13 protein-coding genes and 1 pseudogene are annotated in these 17,356 nt (G+C 45.4%); 13 read left to right on the plus strand and 1 reads right to left on the minus strand.

All coding sequences use genetic code 11. The features are described from left to right. Positions 1 to 57 precede the first annotated feature (57 nt). Both yhcR and srtA read left to right on the plus strand, forming a co-directional pair. Entirely contained in the window at positions 58 to 3,705 is a 3,648-nt protein-coding gene (yhcR, locus tag ACFVP7_RS05085; protein WP_375060427.1) for an endonuclease YhcR, read from the plus strand. Next, positions 3,702 to 4,298 (plus strand): sortase SrtA, encoded by a 597-nt coding sequence (srtA, locus tag ACFVP7_RS05090; RefSeq protein WP_024572803.1) that lies wholly within the window; start codon positions 3,702 to 3,704, stop codon positions 4,296 to 4,298. The genes yhcR and srtA overlap by 4 nt, the downstream gene beginning before the upstream one ends. A 29-nt stretch (positions 4,299 to 4,327) precedes the next feature. Here the strand turns inward: srtA and ACFVP7_RS05095 are convergent, their stop codons facing one another. After that, a complete protein-coding gene (locus ACFVP7_RS05095; protein ID WP_336805125.1) occupies positions 4,328 to 5,236 on the minus strand; it encodes an RluA family pseudouridine synthase in 909 nt (302 codons plus the stop codon). A gap of 110 nt (positions 5,237 to 5,346) precedes the next feature. On the opposite strand from ACFVP7_RS05095, the gene ACFVP7_RS05100 reads away from it, so the two are divergent. The 11 genes and pseudogenes from ACFVP7_RS05100 (at position 5,347) to pgcA (ending at position 17,225) form a co-directional block, all read left to right on the plus strand. Continuing rightward, positions 5,347 to 5,742, plus strand: coding sequence for a YhcU family protein (locus ACFVP7_RS05100; RefSeq protein WP_015252484.1), 396 nt, complete (start codon positions 5,347 to 5,349; stop codon positions 5,740 to 5,742). Positions 5,743 to 5,880: 138 nt separating this feature from the next. After that, entirely contained in the window at positions 5,881 to 6,303 is a 423-nt protein-coding gene (locus tag ACFVP7_RS05105; RefSeq protein ID WP_003245462.1) for a CBS domain-containing protein, read from the plus strand. A 127-nt stretch (positions 6,304 to 6,430) separates the two neighbouring features. Continuing rightward, complete coding sequence (locus ACFVP7_RS05110; protein WP_338732948.1) at positions 6,431 to 7,093, plus strand: HAD family hydrolase; 663 nt, start codon at positions 6,431 to 6,433, stop codon at positions 7,091 to 7,093. A 15-nt stretch (positions 7,094 to 7,108) separates the two neighbouring features. Further along, positions 7,109 to 8,650, plus strand: a complete 1,542-nt coding sequence (locus ACFVP7_RS05115) for a bifunctional GNAT family N-acetyltransferase/carbon-nitrogen hydrolase family protein (protein ID WP_042977688.1) — start codon at positions 7,109 to 7,111, stop codon at positions 8,648 to 8,650. Positions 8,651 to 8,822: 172 nt separating this feature from the next. Beyond that, positions 8,823 to 8,924: pseudogene (locus ACFVP7_RS05120) on the plus strand (hypothetical protein); the annotation flags it as partial. 145 nt (positions 8,925 to 9,069) lie between these two features. Then, entirely contained in the window at positions 9,070 to 10,422 is a 1,353-nt protein-coding gene (locus ACFVP7_RS05125; protein WP_077670553.1) for an aspartate aminotransferase family protein, read from the plus strand. Positions 10,423 to 10,449: 27 nt separating this feature from the next. Beyond that, on the plus strand, positions 10,450 to 11,028 hold the full coding sequence (glpP, locus tag ACFVP7_RS05130) for a glycerol uptake operon antiterminator GlpP (RefSeq protein WP_077670554.1): 579 nt from the start codon (positions 10,450 to 10,452) through the stop codon (positions 11,026 to 11,028). Between the two features lie 178 nt (positions 11,029 to 11,206). Beyond that, the gene (gene glpF / locus ACFVP7_RS05135; RefSeq protein ID WP_003233386.1) at positions 11,207 to 12,031 is read left to right on the plus strand and encodes a glycerol uptake facilitator protein GlpF; all 825 of its coding nucleotides are present in this window, start codon (positions 11,207 to 11,209) and stop codon (positions 12,029 to 12,031) included. Between the two features lie 18 nt (positions 12,032 to 12,049). Then, positions 12,050 to 13,540 carry a glycerol kinase GlpK gene (glpK, locus tag ACFVP7_RS05140; RefSeq protein ID WP_003233384.1) on the plus strand — a complete coding sequence of 497 codons (1,491 nt, stop codon included), beginning with the start codon at positions 12,050 to 12,052 and terminating at the stop codon, positions 13,538 to 13,540. Positions 13,541 to 13,680: 140 nt separating this feature from the next. Beyond that, on the plus strand, positions 13,681 to 15,348 hold the full coding sequence (gene glpD, locus ACFVP7_RS05145) for a glycerol-3-phosphate dehydrogenase (RefSeq protein WP_015715569.1): 1,668 nt from the start codon (positions 13,681 to 13,683) through the stop codon (positions 15,346 to 15,348). Positions 15,349 to 15,479: 131 nt separating this feature from the next. Then, positions 15,480 to 17,225 (plus strand): phosphoglucomutase, encoded by a 1,746-nt coding sequence (gene pgcA, locus ACFVP7_RS05150; protein ID WP_338732957.1) that lies wholly within the window; start codon positions 15,480 to 15,482, stop codon positions 17,223 to 17,225. Positions 17,226 to 17,356 lie beyond the last annotated feature (131 nt).

Genomic DNA, 17,356 nt, shown 5'->3' on the forward strand with positions numbered 1-17,356 from the left:
TCAGCTGTATTTTGTGTCAGTCTGCCGTGTATTATGCAGAAGCCTGAAAGGAATTATATGCTGTCTGTCGAAATGATAAGCAGACAAAATCGTTGTCATTATGTGTATAAGGGAGGAAATATGATGAGGCGTATTCTGCATATTGTGTTGATCACGGCATTAATGTTCTTAAATGTAATGTACACGTTCGAAGCTGTAAAGGCAGCTGAACCGCAACAGCCTATATCGATTGAGAAGGCAATACAGCAAAAAGAAGGACAGGCGCTTGTCGAAGGATATGCAGTCGGCCAGGCTGTTTCCCCACAGCATTATAAGCTGACAAGCCCTTTTTCAAATGATTATAATGTCGCGCTGGCAGACCGTAAAAACGAGACATCGCCCGAACACATCCTTCCTGTGCAAATCCCCTCCGCCTTCAGAAGCCAATTTGGGCTGCAAACCAATCCGCTTCTTCTTGGGAAAAAGATAACGGTTCAAGGAAAGCTTGAAAATTACTTTAACACGACAGGACTTAAAAACGTTCAGTCGATGAACGTAACCGATGACACGAAAACTCCGCCGGCTGAACAGCAAGTGACCATAAATGAAGCACGGGGAAGGCTGAATGAAGAAGTAACGATAAAAGGGATCATTACAGCTGATCAAAACGCAATCGGAGGCGGGAAGCTGTCGACCTTTTTGCAAGATGAAACCGGAGGCATTAACATTTATTCGCCATCCCCTGAACAATTTCCCGAATTAAAAGAGGGTATGGATGTCACGGTGACAGGGAAAATCACGTCTTACCAGGGGCTGAAAGAAATCGTTCCAAGCTCATCAGGCATCAAAATCAACCAGTCAAATCAATCCCTCCCCGCCCCCAAACACTTAACAATCAATGAACTTATTAACGGCAGCCTAGGTAATCAGTATGAAGGAAGCCTTGTGAAACTAACCGCTTTTGTTTCCTCAATTCCAAGTTCTCCTGCCGGCGGCGGTTACAATGTACCAATGATTGATGACGACCATCATGCAATGACGCTCCGGGTTATGAATGAAACAGGGGTGATAAACGAGCTTGATGAGGGCAAATGGTATGAATTTACCGGTGTGTTAAGCAGATACCAAACCTTTCAGCTGCTTCCGCGAAAATCGGCTGACCTGAAGTTGCTTGAAGAGCAGCCCGCACCTCCGTCTGCAGAGGGAGAATATGAAGGGATTGTTGACCGGGTATTTGACGGCGATACCATTCATCTTAAATCTCCGGTGCTTGGAACGACAAAAATCCGGTTTGTAAATGTAGATACACCTGAAACATATCACACACCAAAAAATGACGCAGATGAAAATCAATTAAGATTTGGCAAAAAAGCATCTGACTATCTAAAAACGGTTCTGTCCCCAGGTGATAAAATTACTGTCAAGGTCGGGAGTGAAGCCAAGGACAGCTATGGCAGACTGCTCGGACAAGTCATAACCGAATCAGGATCAAACGTGAACTTAGAGCTTGTAAAAAACGGCTATGCTCCGACGTATTTTATTTGGCCGGTTGACAATGAAGAGGATTATCAGCAATTTCAGGCCGCAGTAGCCGCTGCAAAAAAAGATCAAAAAGGAATTTGGAATGAAAACGATCCCCTCATGGAAATGCCGTTTGAATTCAGAGCCAGAGAGCAAGGGAAAGGCCTGACAAGATATGTGGGGGACTCGTCGAATAAAACATATGTGCAGCCAGCTGACTGGAAGAAGATAGCTGTGGAAAACAGAATTTTCTTCGCCTCAGCAAGTGAAGCGGAGAGCGCGGGATATAAAAAAAGGCAAACGGCACCTCAAGAACATGTGCCGCTTAGAATTCTCAGCATGAATGATTTGCATGGCAAAATCGATCAGCAATATGAGCTTGATCTTGATGGAAATGGAATTGCAGACGGCACGTTTGGACGCATGGATTATGCCGCCGCATATTTAAAAGAAAAAAAGGCTGAAAAGAAAAACTCGCTGATTGTGCACGCGGGAGATATGATCGGCGGAAGCTCTCCAGTTTCCTCTCTTCTACAGGATGAACCGACTGTAGAACTGATGGAGGACATCGGATTTGATGTCGGAACCGTGGGAAACCACGAATTTGATGAAGGCACGGATGAACTGCTGAGAATCTTAAATGGCGGTGATCATCCGAAAGGCACAAGCGGATATGATGGACAGAACTTTCCCCTTGTATGTGCCAATTGTAAAATGAAATCAACTGGAGAGCCCTTTTTGCCGGCTTATGACATCATAAATGTGGAGGGCGTACCCGTTGCTTTTATCGGGGTTGTCACACAGTCGGCAGCTGGCATGGTTATGCCTGAAGGAATAAAAAATATCGAGTTTACAGATGAAGCAACAGCGGTGAATAAGGCGGCCGAAGAGCTCAAGAAAAAAGGCGTGAAGGCCATCGCGGTTCTCGCACATATGTCAGCTGAACAAAACGGCAACGCCATTACCGGTGAGTCTGCTGATCTTGCAAACAAAACAGATTCTGAAATTGACGTGATTTTTGCCGCGCATAATCATCAGGTTGTTAACGGTGAAGTGAATGGAAAACTGATTGTTCAAGCGTTTGAATATGGAAAAGCGATAGGTGTCGTTGATGTAGAGATTGATAAAACGACAAAAGACATTGTCAAAAAGTCCGCGGAAATCGTATATGTTGATCAAAGTAAAATCGAACCGGATGTCAGCGCGTCAGCCATTTTAAAGAAATACGAAACAATTGCGGAACCGATTATCAGCGAGGTAGTCGGCGAAGCCGCTGTTGATATGGAAGGGGGGTATTCAAATGACGGCGATACACCTCTTGGAAACCTGATTGCGGATGGCATGAGAGCTGCCATGAAAACGGATTTTGCCCTTATGAATGGCGGCGGCATACGTGAAGCGTTGAAGAAGGGCCCGATTACGTGGGGAGATCTTTACAATATTCAGCCGTTTGGAAATGTGTTAACGAAGCTTGAGATTAAAGGAAAAGATTTAAGAGAGATTATCAATGCTCAAATCTCGCCGGTTTTTGGGCCTGACTACAGCATCAGCGGGTTTACGTATACGTGGAATAAAGAAACCGGAAAAGCAGTTGATATGAAAATGGCAGATGGCACCGAGATCCAGCCCGATGCCACATATACATTGACCGTCAACAACTTTATGGCGACGGCGACAGGAGCCAAATATCAGCCAATCGGACTGCTGGGAAAAAATCCGGTGACAGGGCCTGAGGATTTGGAAGCGACAGTTGAGTACGTGAAGAGTTTTGATGAGCCAATTGCGTATACAAAAGAGGGAAGAATTAAGCTTGCTGAAGCCAGTGATATTGAAGACCCTGTAACAGAAGACCCGATAACGGAAGAGCCTGGAGATGATCCGGGGACGGAGGATCCGATTAAAGAGGATCCAAGGCCAGGTGAAGATTTGCCTGATATAAAAGAAACTCCGGGAACAGCACCGGTTCATCAGCTGCCGCCTTCAGCCATTTCGAGATTCGATGAAATACCTATCAATAACACAAAAAACGCTGCTAATAGCATCAGCACATTGCCGTTACAAACCGAGACTGCGGAAAGCGGGTCTGATCATCAGCTTCCGGATACGTCAGCGGGCTACTATAACTTTATGGTAATCGGTGCGGCGGTGACATTGTCAGGAACTTATCTATATGTCAGAAGAAAAAGGAGCGCCTCCAGAACGTGAAAAAAGTTATTCCACTATTCATCATTGCTGCCGGCCTAGTGATCGCAGGCTATGGAGGCTTTAAATTGATCGATACGAATATGAAAACGGAACAGACATTAAAAGAAGCAAAACTTGCGGCTGAAAAGCCGCAGGAACCTTTGGGGACGAAAAATAGCACAGATCAAGCAAAGAACAAAGCATCATTTAAGCCTGAGACAGGCCAAGCGAGCGGCATTTTAGAAATACCGAAAATCAATGCAGAGCTTCCGATCGTGGAGGGCACCGATGCTGATGATTTAGAAAAAGGTGTCGGGCATTACAAGGACAGCTATTATCCTGATGAAAACGGGCAAATTGTGCTGTCGGGGCATCGGGATACCGTGTTTCGCCGGACGGGAGAGCTGGAAAAGGGGGATCAGCTCCGTCTTCTCCTGTCATATGGAGAATTCACATATGAAATTGTAAAAACAAAAATTGTCGATAAGGATGACACATCTATTATCACGCTCCAGCATGAAAAGGAGGAGCTTATTCTGACGACCTGCTATCCGTTTTCATACGTCGGAAATGCCCCGAAACGCTATATTATATATGGAAAACGAGTGACTTAAAAAGCCGAGGCAGTGCCTGCGGCTTTTCTTCATGAAAAATATGTGCGGCAAAGTTTTTCCATATCAGCAGGGAAAGGGGCTTCAGCAACTATGAGCTCGTCTGTTATCGGGTGAACCGCTTGTACTTTATTGGCGTGCAGCGCCTGCCTGTTTAGCAGCTTGCTCCCGCCTCCGTAAAGCGAGTCTCCTGTCAACGGATAGCCGAGGCTCGCCATATGAACACGAATTTGGTGTGTTCTGCCTGTTTCCAGCTCTAATTCAACGAGCGACAGCCGTTCTTTAGCATTGCTGGCCATTACCTTGAAATGAGTGACGGCTGTTTGCCCGCCTGGTGAAACCCGGCGTCTTGTCGGGTGTGATCGGTCTCTGCCGATCGGTGAATTAATTGTCCCTTTTTTCGTCCGTAGCTTACCTTCAGCGATGGCGGTATACGTACGCTTCAGCGTCTTTTTCTCTAACTGCTGGTCTAAGATGGCGTGTGCCAAACGATGCTTGGCAAAAACGATAGCGCCAGATGTATCCTGATCAAGACGATGGACGTGGCGCACCTTACATGTTTCGCCATTTATCTGATAATGATACGCGATCAAATTAGCCAGTGTGCCGGTTTGCCCATCCTCATTCGGATGCGTTGCGATGCCAGCGGGTTTATTGACGATGAGCATATGATTGTCCTCATATAAAATATCAAGCTCGCCATACTCCGGAATGACCGAAGATGCTTCACTTTCCTGAAGATCAATGAACACGCGGTCTCCCTTTTTTACAATCATATTGTTTAAGACGGATTCGTGATTGACCTTTATCTGTTGATGGGACATCCAGTCTTGTATCACTGGTTTAGAAGCTTTGAGCGCTGTTTTGAGTACGGAAAACAGCCATTGGCCGTCCTGTTTTTCATTGATGAGGATCTCAAGCCCTCTGCCTTTTTGGTTCATGTTAAATGGCTCCTTTTCGAAGCGGAAGGCTGCTGTTTCTCATAGGAAACACTTACCTTAGCTTTCGCGTTTTTTTCTGTGCTATTCTTGAGTAAGACTTAGGATATTCGATGGCAAGAAAGGTGATTGACGTGAGAATTGTGAACGCAGCAACTGCAGAACAGGAGAGCTTTATCAAGGAGCTGACTATGGAGCTGATCCATGATGTATTTCCTCTTTATTTCTCCGAACTGGACATTCAGCGCTTTAAAAAGAAAGGCGTTCTGTCTTTAAATAACCATTATTACCAAGGAACATTAAAAGAAGCATTTCAAATTATGGCTTGTCTTCAAATGATACATATTATCCTGACCAAGCCTTCGCCGCACTCTGATTTGAGTGATCAGGCGATTTTTGAAAAAAACAGCAAGATGCTGAATGATTTTGGGATTTATTTTCCGTTTGCTTTTTCTGACTTTCAAAAGAAGACTAACAAAGCCTTTTTCGGTCAAAGAAGGCTGATATAATCATGCGGCAAGGGCTTTTCTATTTTTAGAAAAGCTCTTTTTTGTATCAGAGAAATCATATCATAAAACCTTTCCTCTAACTCCCTTTTTAAACGGCTCGTGTCTGAACATACTAATGATTGAAAGGGGTGCTGACAAATGAGTTCAGTTAAAGATACAATGACAACGCAGGTGGCAACCGTTTCTCCGAATCAAACGATTCAGGAAGCGGCTTCTCTAATGAAACAGCATAACGTCGGGGCGATCCCCGTTGTAGAGCAAGGTGTTTTAAAAGGAATGCTGACTGACCGTGACATTGCATTAAGAACTACAGCTCAGGGCCGTGATGGCCAGACACCCGTTTCAGAAGTGATGTCAACAGAACTCGTATCAGGAAACCCTAATATGAGTCTGGAAGACGCGTCGCAGCTGATGGCCCAGCACCAAATCCGCCGCCTTCCTATTGTAGATCAAAACAATCTAGTCGGGATCGTTGCGCTTGGAGACCTGGCAGTCAATCAGATGTCGAACGAGTCTGCGGGATCAGCGCTGACAAACATTTCTCACCAAAACATTCATTAATAAGAAAGAGCTTGCAGTGTGCAGGCTCTTTCTTCACATAAAACCTTACTTTTTGAAAGCAGACTTGTTTCGGGGTATAGTTGAGTGTATACATATGTCTCAATTCGTACTAAAGGAGTTGTACCCAGTGATTAAAGCGTTAATTTTTGATTTTGACGGGCTTATTCTAGATACAGAAACACACGAATATGAGGTTCTTCAGGAAATATTTGAAGAGCACGGCTCAGTGCTGCCGCTATCTGTCTGGGGGAAGGTCATCGGAACTGCTGCGGGTTTCCGGGCTTTTGAATATTTAGAAGAGCAGATCGGGAAAAAGCTGAACCATGAAGAGCTCACACAATTGAGAAGAGAGCGGTTTGCTAAACGCATGGAATCAGAAAAAGCGAGACCTGGTGTCGAAGCGTATTTGAATGCGGCAAAGGATTTAGGCTTAAAAATAGGCCTTGCCTCCAGCTCTGATTATAAATGGGTGTCCGGCCATTTGAAGCAAATCGGCCTGTTTGATGATTTTGAAGTTATTCAAACGGCTGATGATGTGGAAGAGGTGAAGCCGAATCCTGAACTCTATTTATTGGCGGCAAAGAACCTGGGGGTATCGCCAGCGGAATGTCTCGCGTTTGAGGATTCTGTCAATGGTTCGATTGCTGCGAAACGCGCAGGAATGAAGTGTGTTATTGTCCCGAATAAAGTAACGGGCACCTTGATGTTTGAAGACTATGATCACAGGCTTGAATCAATGGCGGAAATGGAGCTCGCCCTATTGCTTGATCATCTGAACTCACAAAACTAGAAAGGAGCGAGTAGGTTGTCTGAGAAATTAGATTTGACCCGGTTTGAAAAGAAAATGGTTATCCGCAATATCGAAGAGAAAGACATCGACAAGATTATCGATCTTCAAAAGGACTGCTTTCCGGGGATGGAACCTTGGAAGCGAGAGCATTTAATCAGCCATTTGGAGCATTTTTCAGAAGGACAGTTTTGTGCAGAATTCGAAGGTGAAATTATCGGTTCGTGCTCAAGTCTCCTGATTAACTTTGATGAATATGATGACCGCCATACGTGGCAGGACATTACAGATGACGGTTATATCACCAACCATAATCCTGACGGCTTGAATATGTACGGAATTGAAGTCATGGTGCACCCGAAATACAGACGAATGAAGATCGGCCACCGTTTGTACGAGGCGAGAAAGGACTTAGCCAGACGCTTAAATCTGAAAAGCATCATCATAGGCGGACGGATTCCAAACTATCATAAATATGCAGATGAAATGACAGCGAGAGAGTATGTTGAACAGGTGACACGCCACCAAATATACGATCCGGTTCTTTCTTTTCAGCTGATGAACGGCTTTACCCTTATGCGAATTAACCCGAATTATCTCCCAGATGATACAGCTTCGATCAAGTATGCGACGCTGATGGAATGGAATAATGTCGATTATCTACCGCAGCAGACAAAACGCTATTATAAATCGGCGTTCCCTGTTAGAATTTGTGTGATCCAATACGAAATGAAGAAAATTTATTCCTTTGAGGAATTTGCGAATCAAGTAGAATACTATGTCGATGTTGCTTCAGACGCAAGATCTGATTTTGCGGTGTTCCCGGAAATTTTCACAACCCAGCTGATGTCTTTCCTTGAGGAACGGTCACCGAGCTTGGCGGTGCAGAGAATTACCGAGTATACAGAAGATTACATCAGCCTGTTTACTGACTTGGCTGTGAAGTATAACGTCAACATTATCGGCGGATCTCATTTCGTCGAAGAGGAAGGCAAGATTTATAATATCGCTTACCTGTTCAGACGGGACGGAACAATCGAAAAGCAATACAAACTCCATATTACGCCGAATGAACGCAAATGGTGGGGGATCAGCGCAGGTGACCAGGTTCGCGTGTTTGATACGGACTGCGGAAAAATCGCGATCCAGATCTGTTATGACATTGAATTTCCTGAGCTTGCCCGGATTGCGGCTGATAAAGGAGCCAAAATCATCTTTACGCCATTTTGTACAGAAGACCGTCAAGGCTATCTGCGTGTCAGATACTGTTCGCAGGCAAGAGCGGTTGAAAATCAAATTTATACGGTTATCTCGGGAACGGTTGGAAACCTTCCGCAAACGGAAAACATGGATATCCAATACGCCCAGTCAGGCATCTTTGCCCCGTCTGATTTTGAATTCGCCCGAGACGGCATTGTTGGCGAAACAAACCCGAATATTGAAATGGTCGTCATCGGCGATGTTGACCTGGAAATTCTCAGAAGACAGCGCCAAAACGGTACAGTGCGCCAGCTAAAAGACAGACGGCGTGATATTTATCATATTCAATATAAAAAATAATTCCCAAAAAACCCGCCTGAATTGGCGGTTTTTTTTAACAAAAGCGGAATTGTTTAGGTGCTTTCTTTAAAAAAAAAGTAAATTGTATAGTGGAGGTGCCTTATGGAGTTTCTGTATTTTCGCCATTTCCTATATCATACAGAAAACGGCTAGGCTTCACATTGCTATTGCAATGGCTGTCCAAGTTGTTTCGAGTGCGACCTTTATCAGTACGATGCTGAGCATTGTCACTTTGCCTGTTTTGCTTTGGAAGCTGCATCATCTTTCTTCTTGAGAAAGGGGATGTTTTATTATTTACGCGGTTTATTGACTCTGACCCGGTCTGGCTTTATATTGAAGGCAGGGAAATCATCACCAAGACATCACATACAGAGAAAGTCTGTTTCAATTGAATTGGCATTATAGGGAACGCTAATGAAATGGAGATGATGGGGATGGAAAACATTCAGCAAAATCAGGGATTAAAGCAAAAAGATGAGCAATTTGTGTGGCATGCCATGAAGGGAGCGCATCAAGCGGACAGCCTGATCGCCCAGAAGGCCGAGGGGGCCTGGGTAACCGACATAGACGGACGCCGCTATTTGGATGCGATGTCCGGTTTGTGGTGCGTCAACATTGGTTACGGCAGAAAGGAGCTTGCGGAGGCTGCCTATGAGCAACTAAAGGAGCTGCCTTACTACCCGTTAACGCAAAGTCACGCACCCGCAATTCAACTGGCGGAAAAGCTGAATGAATGGCTTGGCGGCGATTATGTTATCTTTTTTTCCAACAGCGGATCGGAAGCAAACGAAACTGCTTTTAAAATTGCCCGCCAGTACCATCTGCAAAACGGCGACCACAGCCGTTATAAATTCATTTCAAGATATCGGGCATACCACGGCAATACATTGGGAGCGCTCTCAGCTACCGGACAGGCGCAGCGCAAATATAAATACGAGCCTTTGAGCCAAGGGTTCCTGCATGCAGCTCCGCCAGATATATACCGGAATCCTGATGATGCAGACACGCTTGAAAGCGCAAATGAAATCGACCGCATTATGACATGGGAATTAAGCGAAACGATTGCCGGGGTCATTATGGAGCCCATCATTACAGGCGGGGGCATCCTAATGCCGCCGGACGGATATATGAAAAAGGTGGAGGACATTTGCCGGCGCCACGGAGCCCTTTTGATTTGCGATGAAGTGATCTGCGGGTTTGGACGAACAGGCGAGCCGTTCGGGTTTATGCACTACGGTGTGAAGCCTGATATCATTACGATGGCAAAAGGAATCACAAGCGCGTATCTGCCATTGTCAGCGACTGCTGTTAAACGGGACATTTTCGAAGCGTATCAGGGGGAAGCTACTTATGACCGTTTCCGCCACGTGAACACGTTCGGCGGAAGCCCGGCTGCCTGTGCCTTGGCGTTAAAAAACCTGCAAATTATGGAGGACGAACAGCTGATTCAGCGATCCCGCGATCTTGGAGCAAAGCTTTTAGGTGAGCTCCAAGCTCTGAGAGAACACCCGGCAGTCGGGGATGTTAGAGGAAAAGGGTTGCTGATCGGAATCGAACTCGTCAAAGATAAATTGACTAAAGAGCCGGCTGATGCCGCCAAAGTAAACCAAGTGGTTGCGGCGTGCAAAGAAAAAGGGCTGATCATCGGCAAAAACGGCGATACAGTCGCCGGCTACAACAACGTCATCCAGCTTGCGCCGCCATTTTGCCTGACAGAAGAGGACCTTTCCTTTATCGTGAAAACGGTGAAAGAAAGCTTTCAAACGATATAATATAAAAGTGATTTATTAAAGGAGCACATGATGAGTTTTCACAACCAGCCGATCTTACCGGCTATTCGCAATATGAAGCAATTTGATGAGTTTTTGAACAGTTCGTTCTCTTACGGTGTTATTCTTGATATTCATCTCGGCCAGCTGAAGGGCGTGATCAAAGAAGCGCAAAAGCACGGAAAGAACATGATGGTGCACGTCGATCTCATTCAAGGGATTAAGCATGACGAATACGGTGCGGAATTTATATGTCAGGATATCAAGCCCGCTGGGATTATTTCCACAAGATCGAACGTGATTGCCAAAGCGAAGCAGAAGAAAATTTATGCCATTCAGCGCCTGTTTTTGCTTGATACAAGCGCGATGGAGAAAAGCATGGAGTTTATCGGCAAGCATAAGCCTGACTTCATCGAAGTGCTTCCCGGCATCGTTCCGACACTCATTCAGGAAATAAAAGAGAAAACAGGGATTCCCATCTTTGCCGGGGGGTTCATCCGTACGGAAGAGGATGTAGAGCAGGCATTGAAAGCGGGGGCTGTAGCTGTCACAACATCTAATACCAAATTGTGGAAAAAATATGAAAACTTTTTGACGGAAAGTGATTGACACCGCTTTCATGCACTGATACAATTGCACTAGGTTAATACATTGTGATGGAGAACTCGGAGACCACAGCAGCTCTTTACGGCAAATGTTTATGCACCCGTAAAGCGGTTTGTTGTGGTTTTTTTATTCTCTTCTTCTCTATCATGCTTTTTAATCGTGACTTTAGGAGGAATGTGCTATGACAGCATTTTGGGGAGAAGTCATCGGTACGATGCTGCTTATCATTTTTGGTGCAGGTGTTTGTGCAGGTGTCAATTTAAAGAAATCGCTTTCATTCCAGTCTGGCTGGATTGTTGTTGTATTTGGATGGGGATTGGGTGTTGCGATGGCGGCATACGCGGTTGGCGGCATCAGCGGTGCCCATTTGAATCCGGCGCTAACGATAGCGCTTGCATTTGTAGGAGATTTTCCTTGGAAAGAGGTTCCGGTTTATATTGCGGCGCAAATGATCGGAGCGATCATCGGTGCGGTGATTATTTATCTGCATTACCTCCCGCACTGGAAGTCAACGGATGATCCCGCTGCCAAGCTGGGTGTTTTCTCAACAGGGCCCAGCATTCCGCATACATTTGCAAACGTTTTAAGCGAAGTGATTGGGACATTTGTCCTTGTGCTTGGAATCTTGGCCATTGGGGCAAATCAATTTACAGAAGGACTTAATCCTTTAATCGTCGGTTTCCTCATTGTAGCAATCGGTATTTCTCTGGGAGGCACCACCGGCTATGCTATCAATCCTGCACGTGACTTAGGTCCGCGGATAGCCCACGCTTTTCTTCCGATTCCGGGGAAGGGCTCATCAAACTGGAAATACGCATGGGTTCCGGTAGTCGGCCCGATTTTAGGCGGATCATTCGGCGGCGTATTTTACAACGCTGCATTTAAAGGGCACATCACAAGCAGCTTCTGGATTGTAAGCGTTATATTGGTTGTGGTATTGTTAGGACTCTATGTTTATACGAAATCACATTCTGCTAAAACATTATCAAATTCAAAATATATTTAATCAAAGGGGAGACATCTTATGGAAACGTACATTTTATCCTTAGATCAGGGGACGACAAGTTCAAGAGCGATTCTGTTTAATAAAGAAGGCAAAATCGTTCACTCTGCTCAAAAGGAATTTACACAATACTTCCCGCATCCTGGCTGGGTTGAGCATAATGCCAATGAAATTTGGGGCTCTGTCCTCGCGGTTATCGCCTCAGTCATCTCTGAATCAGGAATCAGCGCTTCTCAAATTGCCGGCATCGGCATCACGAACCAGCGCGAGACGACGGTTGTGTGGGATAAAGATACAGGAAGTCCTGTCTATAATGCAATCGTTTGGCAGTCCAGACAGACGTCCGGCATTTGTGAGGAACTTCGTGAAAAAGGATATAATGATAAATTCAGAGAAAAAACTGGGCTTTTAATCGATCCATACTTCTCCGGCACGAAGGTGAAGTGGATTTTAGACAATGTGGAAGGCGCAAGAGAAAAAGCGGAAAAAGGCGAGCTGCTGTTTGGAACGATTGATACGTGGCTCATTTGGAAAATGTCAGGCGGAAAAGCGCATGTGACCGATTACTCCAATGCCTCAAGAACACTGATGTTTAATATTTACGATTTAAAATGGGACGATGAACTGCTCGACATTCTAGGCGTACCGAAATCCATGCTCCCTGAAGTGAAGCCGTCTTCCCATGTGTATGCGGAGACTGTTGATTATCACTTCTTCGGAAAAAATATCCCGATTGCTGGAGCGGCAGGCGACCAGCAGTCCGCGCTGTTCGGTCAGGCATGCTTTGAAGAAGGCATGGGGAAAAACACATACGGCACAGGATGTTTCATGCTGATGAATACCGGGGAAAAAGCAATTAAGTCCGAACATGGGCTTTTGACAACAATTGCTTGGGGCATTGACGGAAAAGTGAACTATGCGTTAGAAGGAAGCATTTTTGTCGCTGGCTCTGCCATCCAGTGGCTTAGAGACGGATTGAGAATGTTTCAGGACTCTTCGCTTAGCGAATCTTATGCAGAGAAAGTGGATTCAACTGACGGCGTATATGTCGTTCCGGCCTTTGTCGGACTGGGCACGCCTTACTGGGACAGCGATGTGCGCGGTTCGGTTTTCGGCCTGACAAGAGGGACAACAAAAGAGCACTTTATCCGTGCGACACTGGAGTCATTGGCTTATCAGACAAAAGATGTGCTTGACGCAATGGAAGCAGATTCAAACATTTCATTAAAGACGCTTCGTGTAGACGGAGGAGCTGTAAAAAACAATTTCCTAATGCAGTTCCAAGGAGACCTGTTGAATGTTCCTGTGGAGCGCCCGGAAATTAATGAAACGACTGCACTTGGCGCGGCTTATTTGGCGGGTATCGCTGTGGGATTCTGGAAGGACCGTTCTGAAATCGCGAACCAGTGGAATCTGGATAAACGGTTTGAGCCTGAATTAGAAGAAGAAAAACGAAATGAGCTGTATAAAGGCTGGCAAAAAGCCGTGAAAGCAGCTATGGCTTTCAAATAAAGTAATACTATGGTATAATGGTTACAAGTTAATAAGAACGGTCCTGAGATGAGGAGAGACCACAGCACCAAAGTGTAAGCATGCACTTTGGCTGTTGTGGTCTCTTTTTCTATTTACCGTGACAACAAGGAGGAAACGTAATGATGAAACATCAATTTTCAAGTCTTGAAAGAGATCGCATGCTGACAGACATGACGAAAAAAACATATGACCTATTTATTATCGGAGGAGGAATTACAGGAGCCGGAACAGCTCTTGACGCGGCATCAAGGGGAATGAAGGTCGCACTAAGCGAAATGCAGGACTTTGCGGCGGGAACATCAAGCCGATCAACGAAGCTGGTACATGGCGGCTTGCGCTATTTAAAACAATTTGAAGTGAAAATGGTCGCTGAGGTAGGAAAAGAGCGGGCGATTGTGTATGAAAACGGCCCGCATGTCACTACACCGGAATGGATGCTGCTTCCGTTTCATAAAGGCGGCACATTCGGTTCATTTACAACATCTATCGGGTTAAGAGTTTATGACTTCCTTGCAGGTGTGAAAAAGTCAGAACGAAGAAGCATGCTTTCAGCAAAAGAAACGCTGCAAAAAGAGCCTTTGGTGAAAAAAGACGGCTTAAAAGGCGGCGGGTACTATGTGGAATACCGCACTGACGATGCGAGACTGACCATCGAAGTCATGAAGGAAGCGGTGAAATTCGGGGCAGAGCCTGTGAATTACTCCAAAGTGAAGGAGCTTCTTTACGAAAAAGGCAAAGCCGTCGGCGTATTAATTGAAGATGTGCTGACAAAGAAAGAATATAAAGTGTATGCGAAAAAAATTGTCAATGCTACAGGCCCTTGGGTCGATCAGCTCAGAGAAAAAGACCATTCGAAAAACGGGAAGCATTTGCAGCATACAAAAGGCATTCACCTTGTATTTGACCAGTCTGTCTTTCCGCTGAAACAGGCTGTATATTTCGATACACCTGATGGACGGATGGTATTTGCGATTCCTCGTGAAGGCAAAACATACGTGGGAACAACAGACACTGTTTACAAAGAGGCGCTGGAGCATCCGCGGATGACAACGGAGGATCGTGATTATGTCATCAATTCAATCAATTACATGTTCCCGGAACTGAATATCACTGCGAATGACATCGAATCCAGCTGGGCGGGGCTGCGTCCGCTGATTCATGAAGAAGGCAAAGATCCTTCTGAAATTTCACGGAAAGACGAGATTTGGACATCTGACTCAGGCCTGATCACCATTGCCGGCGGAAAATTGACTGGATACAGAAAAATGGCGGAGCACATCGTTGATCTTGTCCGTGATCGCTTAAAAGAAGAAGGCGAAAAGGATTTTGGACCATGTAAAACGAAAAACATGCCAATCTCTGGCGGGCACGTCGGCGGTTCGAAAAATCTCATGTCCTTCGTTACCGCAAAAACAAAAGAAGGAATTGCAGCCGGTTTATCAGAAAAAGACGCAAAACAGCTTGCGATCAGATACGGCTCTAACGTAGATCGCGTCTTTGACCGGGTAGAAGCGCTGAAAGATGAGGCCGCGAAACGCAACATTCCGGTTCATATTCTTGCTGAGGCAGAATACAGTATAGAAGAAGAGATGACTGCAACCCCTGCTGACTTCTTTGTCCGCAGAACGGGACGTTTATTTTTCGATATCAATTGGGTAAGAACATATAAAGATGCCGTTATTGATTTTATGAGCGAGCGATTCCAATGGGATGAGCAGGCGAAAAACAAACATACAGAAAACCTCAACAAGCTTTTACACGATGCGGTCGTACCGCTTGAGCAATAAATCATAACGGGCTGTCTGCAGCCCGTTATTTCTTTTTACGTGCCGAAAGGGCCAGATCTCAGGTTATCAAGTGACAGAGGCACCCGCTTCATATAAAATAATGGCATAAGCTGATACATAGGAGGACGAATATGACTTGGAGAAAGAGCTATGAACGCTGGAAACAGACAGAACATTTAGACCCGGAATTAAAAGAGCGCCTTATTGAATTAGAGGGGAATGAACAGGCCCTTGAGGACTGTTTCTATAAAGACCTTGAATTCGGTACCGGCGGAATGCGCGGGGAAATCGGCGCCGGGACAAATCGGATGAATATTTACACTGTGCGCAAAGCATCGGCCGGGTTTGCGGCATACATCTCGAAGCAAGGTGAGGAAGCGAAAAAACGGGGCGTTGTCATTGCTTATGATTCCCGCCATAAATCTCCGGAGTTCGCGATGGAAGCGGCAAAAACACTTGCGACACAAGGCATCCAAACATACGTGTTTGATGAGCTTCGCCCGACGCCAGAGCTGTCATTCGCTGTCAGACAGCTGAACGCTTATGGGGGAATTGTAGTAACGGCAAGCCATAACCCGCCTGAATATAACGGCTACAAAGTATACGGGGATGATGGCGGCCAGCTGCCTCCAAAGGAAGCGGACATCGTCATTGAGCAGGTAAACGCGATTGAAAATGAGCTGACGATCACAGTGGACGAAGAAAATAAGTTAAAAGAAAAAGGCTTAATCAAAATCATCGGTGAAGATATTGATAAAGTTTATACAGAAAAACTGACGTCCATTTCTGTACATCCTGAATTATCGGAAGAAGTAGATGTAAAGGTTGTTTTCACACCGCTGCATGGAACTGCAAATAAACCGGTCAGACGCGGACTTGAAGCACTCGGCTACAAAAATGTAACGGTTGTCAAAGAACAGGAACTGCCGGATTCAAACTTCTCCACTGTTACATCGCCAAACCCGGAAGAGCATGCGGCATTCGAATATGCCATTAAGCTTGGGGAGGAGCAGAATGCAGATATTCTCATCGCGACAGATCCTGATGCTGACCGCCTCGGCATCGCGGTGAAAAACGATCAAGGCAAATATACAGTGCTGACAGGAAACCAAACCGGAGCGCTGCTGCTTCATTACCTGCTTTCTGAAAAGAAAAAACAAGGCATCCTGCCTGATAACGGTGTTGTTCTCAAAACGATCGTCACAAGCGAAATCGGCCGTGCTGTAGCTTCTTCATTCGGCCTTGATACGATTGATACGCTGACAGGCTTTAAGTTTATCGGTGAAAAGATTAAGGAATACGAGGCATCAGGCCAGTATACCTTCCAATTCGGTTATGAAGAGAGCTACGGTTATTTAATCGGGGATTTTGCCCGCGATAAGGACGCCATTCAGGCTGCGCTTTTGGCAGTTGAAGTTTGCGCGTTCTATAAAAAACAGGGAATGTCTTTGTATGAGGCGCTCATCAATCTCTTTAACGAGTATGGTTTTTATCGTGAAGGGCTGAAATCCCTGACGCTGAAAGGCAAACAAGGAGCAGAGCAAATTGAAGCGATTCTTGCTTCCTTCAGACAAAATCCGCCGCAGAAAATGGCGGGCAAACAGGTTGTCACAGCAGAAGATTACGCTGTAAGCAAACGGACGCTTCTGACTGAAAGCAAAGAAGAAGCCATCGACTTGCCAAAATCAAATGTATTGAAATACTTCCTGGAAGACGGGTCTTGGTTCTGTCTTCGTCCTTCAGGAACTGAGCCGAAGGTGAAATTTTATTTCGCCGTAAAAGGGTCATCTTTGGAAGACAGTGAACAGCGTCTTGCCTCCCTTTCTGAAGGTGTAATGAAGACGGTGGATGAAATTGTTGAGTCAACAGCAAAATAATTCAAGTATGAGCTGGGTCATTGTAAATGATCCGGCTTTTTCTCTTTCTCATCCAAAAGTCTGAAAGAAAATCATCCTACAAGTGAAGTAATGAAATACAAAAAACTGGTATAATCTTAAATACAAGATCA

Origin of the sequence: Bacillus sp. SG20033 (assembly GCF_044570195.1) — a bacterium.
Lineage (GTDB): Bacteria > Bacillota > Bacilli > Bacillales > Bacillaceae > Bacillus > Bacillus subtilis.

Bases quoted from the DNA above. Each gene is read 5' to 3' on its own strand.
- yhcR (WP_375060427.1), top strand. From the start codon at position 58: ATGCTGTCTGTCGAAATGATAAGCAGACAAAATCGTTGTCATTATGTG.
- ACFVP7_RS05095 (WP_336805125.1), bottom strand. From the start codon at position 5,236: ATGAACCAAAAAGGCAGAGGGCTTGAGATCCTCATCAATGAAAAACAG.
- ACFVP7_RS05100 (WP_015252484.1), top strand. From the start codon at position 5,347: ATGGCAAGAAAGGTGATTGACGTGAGAATTGTGAACGCAGCAACTGCA.
- ACFVP7_RS05105 (WP_003245462.1), top strand. From the start codon at position 5,881: ATGAGTTCAGTTAAAGATACAATGACAACGCAGGTGGCAACCGTTTCT.
- ACFVP7_RS05125 (WP_077670553.1), top strand. From the start codon at position 9,070: ATGGAGATGATGGGGATGGAAAACATTCAGCAAAATCAGGGATTAAAG.
- glpP (WP_077670554.1), top strand. From the start codon at position 10,450: ATGATGAGTTTTCACAACCAGCCGATCTTACCGGCTATTCGCAATATG.
- glpF (WP_003233386.1), top strand. From the start codon at position 11,207: ATGACAGCATTTTGGGGAGAAGTCATCGGTACGATGCTGCTTATCATT.
- glpK (WP_003233384.1), top strand. From the start codon at position 12,050: ATGGAAACGTACATTTTATCCTTAGATCAGGGGACGACAAGTTCAAGA.
- glpD (WP_015715569.1), top strand. From the start codon at position 13,681: ATGATGAAACATCAATTTTCAAGTCTTGAAAGAGATCGCATGCTGACA.
- pgcA (WP_338732957.1), top strand. From the start codon at position 15,480: ATGACTTGGAGAAAGAGCTATGAACGCTGGAAACAGACAGAACATTTA.